Annotated in this window: 4 protein-coding genes; all 4 read right to left on the minus strand. The window is 34.0% G+C overall.

Annotated features, from left to right (window positions below; all coding sequences use genetic code 11):
* Positions 1 to 834: 834 nt before the first annotated feature.
* Positions 835 to 1,875: a T6SS immunity protein Tli4 family protein gene (locus H3T96_RS14450; protein ID WP_144091868.1), complete on the minus strand. Its 1,041-nt coding sequence runs from the start codon at positions 1,873 to 1,875 to the stop codon at positions 835 to 837.
* 79 nt (positions 1,876 to 1,954) lie between these two features.
* Positions 1,955 to 3,907: a triacylglycerol lipase gene (locus H3T96_RS14455; RefSeq protein ID WP_144091867.1), complete on the minus strand. Its 1,953-nt coding sequence runs from the start codon at positions 3,905 to 3,907 to the stop codon at positions 1,955 to 1,957.
* 21 nt (positions 3,908 to 3,928) lie between these two features.
* Complete coding sequence (locus H3T96_RS14460) at positions 3,929 to 5,053, minus strand: hypothetical protein (protein WP_144091866.1); 1,125 nt, start codon at positions 5,051 to 5,053, stop codon at positions 3,929 to 3,931.
* Between the two features lie 63 nt (positions 5,054 to 5,116).
* The coding region (locus tag H3T96_RS14465; protein ID WP_198248678.1) for a type VI secretion system Vgr family protein at positions 5,117 to 6,174 on the minus strand (1,058 nt) is incomplete at its 5' end.

Genomic DNA, 6,174 nt, shown 5'->3' on the forward strand with positions numbered 1-6,174 from the left:
ACGAGTCAATTATTTTTTTATTAACTTTTATTAACTTTTATTAATTTTTATTTATTGTAGATAATGATTAAACTGAGTAATTAATGTGGCTTTTTATTTTTTAGATGGTCATATTAAAATATATTAATTAATCATTTAATTAGACTTGCACACTGATTTATAAATGCTCTGAAATTAATGTTGATAATAAATACAATTTATAATAGATCGTATTGATATGGATTTGAGTTATTTACCAAGATCATCAAACTGTAAATTACTCATGAGAAGGGGGTAGCGGTTAGCGGTTAGCAGTTAGCAGTTAGCAGTTAGCAGTTAGCAGTTAGCAGTTAACGATAAGAATTAAAAATAAATTACAGCAAAATACAATCGGCAAACGGTATAGACTCCTGAATATTTTTTACAAAATTTACTGTTTTTATACTCAAAAATTCTCTAGAGTCAAAAGAAAATATTTAATCTATCACTTGATTTAAAAAAACATTTATTTATGTTTATACAGAATTTAAATATTTTCTTTTTGTCTGTTTTATTTCCTTAAAAGCTGAATGATCGTTCTAAATAACACAATAATTGCAATTAAAACAATTTTCTATTTTTGAATGCTTTTTTATCGTATTCCTTTAGATAAATAAAATAACCAGATATCTATTAACTTAGGAATAATTTAAAAATTATATCTGCTTTTATATGTAATTTTGTTGCTACTAATTGAATATTAAACGTCACTATTAAGTAAATAACATGCTTAATTCGCCCATTTTATTATTAAATTTTTAGCAATTTTATATAATAGCATTTCAAAAAATCCAAACAGCAATCATCCAGTACTTTTTATTCATTTGCGAACGAACTTTCCCTTATTCTGATACTATTAGTTATTTCACGCCATATACTCATTAACTGCTCTTCACTATAGGTTGGAACGTTATCATTCTTGGGTATTATATAATTCATTTGGACCCACAATTGGGGCTTTTTATAACTTGCATTAAACAGATTGATGCCAAGTTTAAAAATGTACCCTTCATCATTTCTCCAACTATAATCATTATTGTAAAAAAAATCACCTTTCCTTATCCATTCTTCCATAACTAAATGATTGCTTTCACGCGTACCTTTATAAACCGTATATCCTTCTCCGTCCGGATCATATTCTTCAGGACTTTCCAATAGCGACAGGTCTTCTGAAAAATCAGAAGACTGTAAACTAATATAAAAATCCTCTTTCCCCTCATATCGATATGTAAAACTTATGTCTTTATATTCTTCGACCCCATTACGCATAAATCCATTAGTGAAACAAAATCCCGGTTCACTTGGGATGGTAAAATCATCGCGTACCTGAATATGATCGAATAATTTGTACATTTGTGCTAGTTTCTCAGGTACATTGTTGTTATAGATATTTGGGTTTGTATTTCTATCTTGATCGTAACGACTATCTGAACCATTATGTGCATTCATTTCAATTTTTAAGGTTACCTCATCTTGCCAACGGTAACCTTCTAAAACACGGGCAACATCAGGAACACCTTCACTTTGCATCCGTTCAAATATAATACCTTGTATTTTATCCGTATCAGTATTCGGTAATGGATGAATTGCTTTTAAAAAATTACCATCAATGGGATCAATAGGTTGGGTATTTTTCAATTCTTGCTCTCGACGAGCTATCATCTGTTTAAAAGGTGGAAGATACTGTCGTTGAGTTTTAATAGTAACTTTATGAATTTGATCATAATAAAACTCAGTGGTTGGGAATACTGAAAATTGTTTTGGTAAATCAATTAAATAAACTCCTAAACAACGTGTTGCAGTATTTTTTAGCAATTGATCGACTTGTTGCTGTTGCTCAGTTGATAAGGTGACCATAATTATATCCTTATTAAAATAACGATGAGTAAAAAATAAAATGATTAATAACGCCGTGATTAAAAAATAATACCTTTTATCAAGTTTTAACCTGTTGCCCATTTTCTTCAACCTTGACAATCTTCACTATAATATCGACTATTGCCCGTAGAGCAAAATCTCGCGCTTCCTCACTTTTTTTATACGCTGATTCATGCCCAACAGCAAGATAAGTTAGTGCACGTAGGGATTCTTTTGGTTTTTTTGGAATTTCGCCAGAGCGTCGTGAAACCATACCGTCACCATTGCCTTTTGCAGGATCTATTTCGCCAGAGCGTCGTGAAACCGTACTGTCACCATTGCCTTTTGCAGGTTCTAATGTGAAACATTCAGCAATATACGTTACTTGAAAATCAATATTACCTTGTTGATTGCTTTCTGCTTCAGATTCACCTTTTTCGCGATTTTTAGTCTCTATAGCAATCGTTCGTTTCGTTCTTTTTTCTCGTAAATTCAATCTATTTTTATCACCAATATATTGATCAGATGGTCGTTTAATTCCTGATTCAGGATCTATTTTCTTATATTCTCCATTCCAATTCACTTCATCATAGGTTAAAAATTCTTCTCCTATTATTATTGGTATATTAGCTACTTGCTTTGCATAATCTGGATATTTTTTTCTTTTATCTTCTTCCTCCGCTGCTTTAACATCCACCCCATAAAATGCGTAAGTATTAGGATGATATTTCCCACTAATTTCTTCATGAAACTTTTTTACATCATTCATTATAATATGTTCATATTGTTCCCAGTCTGATTCCATTATTTCTTTATTATGTTTTTTATTAAATGGATTAATTAAATGCGGTTCACAAACACACCACCATTCTTTTTTATTTAAATAGATATCATTATAAGGATCTAATTTAGGACCTTTTTTAGGATCTTCGTTAGGATCTTTTTTAGGAGTAGGGTATTTCTTAATCTCACATTTAGATTTAATGGTCAACCAACCTTTACCATATTCAATGCCAGGTAATAACTGCAATGGACCTGGAGCTTGAGCCAAAACTGCTGTCATTTCGGCTCCATCCTTGCCTAACACATTATCTATAAAAAAATTCTTTTGATTACCACATTTCATTCGGGTATACGCCGCTGCTGCTCCAATAGAGGGTTGAACGGCATTAATCACACCGTATACTTTTTCACGCCCCCCCAAAGCTTCCGTATAATAACGCGCCACTAATCCCCCCATAGAGTGGGTCATTAAAATTACTTTATCACAAACTCTACCCTTTTTTTTGTAGAAAGCAGGGATAGTTTCTTCAACTAATTTTTTTAACCGTCTGGCACTTTCTGCATTAGATTCTAGCCAGTTATAACCCATCGCATAAAGCGGAAAATCATAATTCTCAAGTTTTTTAATATCGTCGCCGTCAAATGTAAGCGTGGTTTTTTCTGTGGAGGCTAACTTAAATGAGTGAGCCTCTGTTAAACTTTGCAACTTAAGTGATAATTCTCCGGTAGGTTGATATAACCAAGATTGAAAAGTATCTAAAAATACGCCATAACTGAAGTAACCGACGGTTCCCCATCCCCTTTCCCGACGCGTACCAAAAAGTTTATTTTCTGGATGATTTTCATCTGCTTTTTTACCTTCTTCATCTAAATCTATGCTGCTTTCCTCATCATTAGATCTTTGATTATACGTAGATTGTAAAGATGAAATTTCTTTAGAAGCGGCCTCAATTACTCTACCTCGATCATCTACTTCTGTTTTCTTAGGATCTAATAAGCACTTCCTTCTCCTTGCATTACCTAATATGGGTAATAACCATTTGGTCATATTAAGCGGAGTATCTATACGCCAAACTTTGCGCGAATTGTTATCACCGTTTACAGATTTTAACTTTAAATTACTTCCCATCACGCCAGGCAGTAAAATAATTGGTATCACTTTACGCTCTTTTTCAATATGCATTTGTACCACATCCTCATTTGAACGTGGTCTCGTATTAAATATCTCACTTTGGCAATTATTGTCCATTTTATATCCTTATTCTTTTATTTATGATGTCATTTTTTGAGAAGTAATTAATTGCAAATAAATATGCTGTGCATATTCGACAATCGCTAATTGCTCTCCCCCATGATGAGCAATACAACCATTTGCGAGTCCTAAAGTAAAATAGTGAGTTAAATCACTTGGCTTTGCAAAAGTTAAATCAATATCATGGAGCAGTTGCTCATTACCATTACCTATGGCAAGCTGTTCGGTTGTTATCGCAAGTGCAATACGGTTCTTTTTGTCTAACCCTGATATCCATATATCTTTTATATTGGCCGATGGAAGTTGAGTTAACGCCAATAGTTGCTCTAGATCAGCTGATAAATCATGTTCTGATATCATTAATCTGCCTAACCACGATTTGGCCGTTAATTCTTTATTTACAATCAGTGATTCATCACCAAGCAATAATGCACTAATAAATTGACTGTGCTTAGAATACATCGAAGAGGTATATTGACAGGTTAAGATTAACGACAATTCGATATTATCTGAATGCTGATACAATTCGGTTATCCATGCGTTATAATCCATTATTGGCTCAGGATATAAATCCCAACGTTCAAAAATTGCATTTTGTAATTCGTCATCTTTCATTAATTTTTGAGGAAGATAAATGTGAGTCAAGTACCGACGGTAGTTGGGGCTTTGCTGCTCTAAACTCTGCATAACTTCATCTAAAAACCAATAAGGTTGAGTTGATGTACTGGCATTAAATAGAGGGCGCGCTTTTGCTGGATAAAGTGGGATTTTGTTGGCATCACCTGTTAGTACCTTAACGCCATCTTGCTCGGCACAGATGACGTGACTGGCAAAAATCGGTAATTGCTGCTTGCTCCAAGCTTGCCATTGTTTAGTAGTTTGCTTGTTAATCGTTGTTATTTCCTCATTATAAACGGCATCCGAATAACGCATTGACAGATTAATCGCAAATGGAATAGACCAGAGTATTATTGGTATAATGATGGAACAGAACCACACCAATGAGTCATCAGTATCTTCAAAAAGCAGAAGTATTAGTACAAAACTGAGTAAGATCAACAACACCAGCCCTATAATCCATAATAAATAGGGTGTTTTTTTTATCTGTCTGTGTGTTAATGGTTGAGGAATATTCCATCCCATAACATATATCCTTATCTATTCCTATTATTGCGATGAGTTAAATCATCCCGTTTGATTCAATTGTTAACTGTCTTTTTGGGGTACAAGAACGATTGTTATTGGTTCAATAAAATCGGCAAACTGTTTTGGTAATTTGCCATTTTCATCCGTCATAGCATCAATTTCACTTCCATCGGCACGAATAATTTTCACTCGCTGATTTTTTACTGGAGTATTGTCATTTTTCCATAATAATTGTGAGTTAAAATGATAATTTGTATTTTGGCGTTCATTTAACATTTGGCTTAAACTATCCGGACCAGTTTTTTGCCATGTTGCTGAATGGCAAATGACATTATCTGGTGCAGCAATATCTATTGAGCCATCAGCAAGTCGTATATAAGCACCACCACACGTTAAAATAAGTTCTTTTTGAGCTGAAATAACAGTACGACCTTTTTGACTGCTTATTGACAAATCTTTTTCCGCCAGTAATGACATTTCATCATGTTGTGCTTGTATATCAACTTTGCCATGTGAAGCGATAAGTTTAATTCCCATTTTTTGAGCAAATAAACTGATCATTTCACCCGCTGCAACGGTAAATTTTCTTAAAACACTGACATCAGTATGTTGATGACTTGCCAACATGATATTTTCACCTGCAGCTATCTGCACACTTTCAGGTGTAACTTGGGCGATCCCTTTTGGTGAAGACATCAAAATAGAGGGTTGTTTAAATTCTTCAATGGATTCGATTATCAATTTTTTTTGTGTTTCTAAATCGGCTAATTCAGCCTCAGCATGTTTAACAGCATCTTGTAAGGCAGAGACTAAATCTAATGTTTTATCAAGCTGCTCTTTGGCCTCTTGCATATTAAGTTGTAAATCTTGTGCTTGATACTGTTTGTCGGCAGTAATAAAAATACCTTTAGCAGCACGCACTGCGCCCCACTCATCGGTACGCAGCTCAAAACCTTCTCCTCGTTTCGTTTTTTCACTGTCCACCAAATGCCCCAAATTGAGTTGGGTTTTGCCATATTCCGTTGCCAGTTTAATATGCTCCTGACCACGTTTATCGTCCATTCGCAATTTATTATTCGCTGGCGTGCGTATCACATTACGGTGTTTATTGATTGTCG

The organism is Gilliamella sp. W8136, assembly GCF_016101285.1.
GTDB lineage: Bacteria > Pseudomonadota > Gammaproteobacteria > Enterobacterales > Orbaceae > Gilliamella > Gilliamella apicola_N.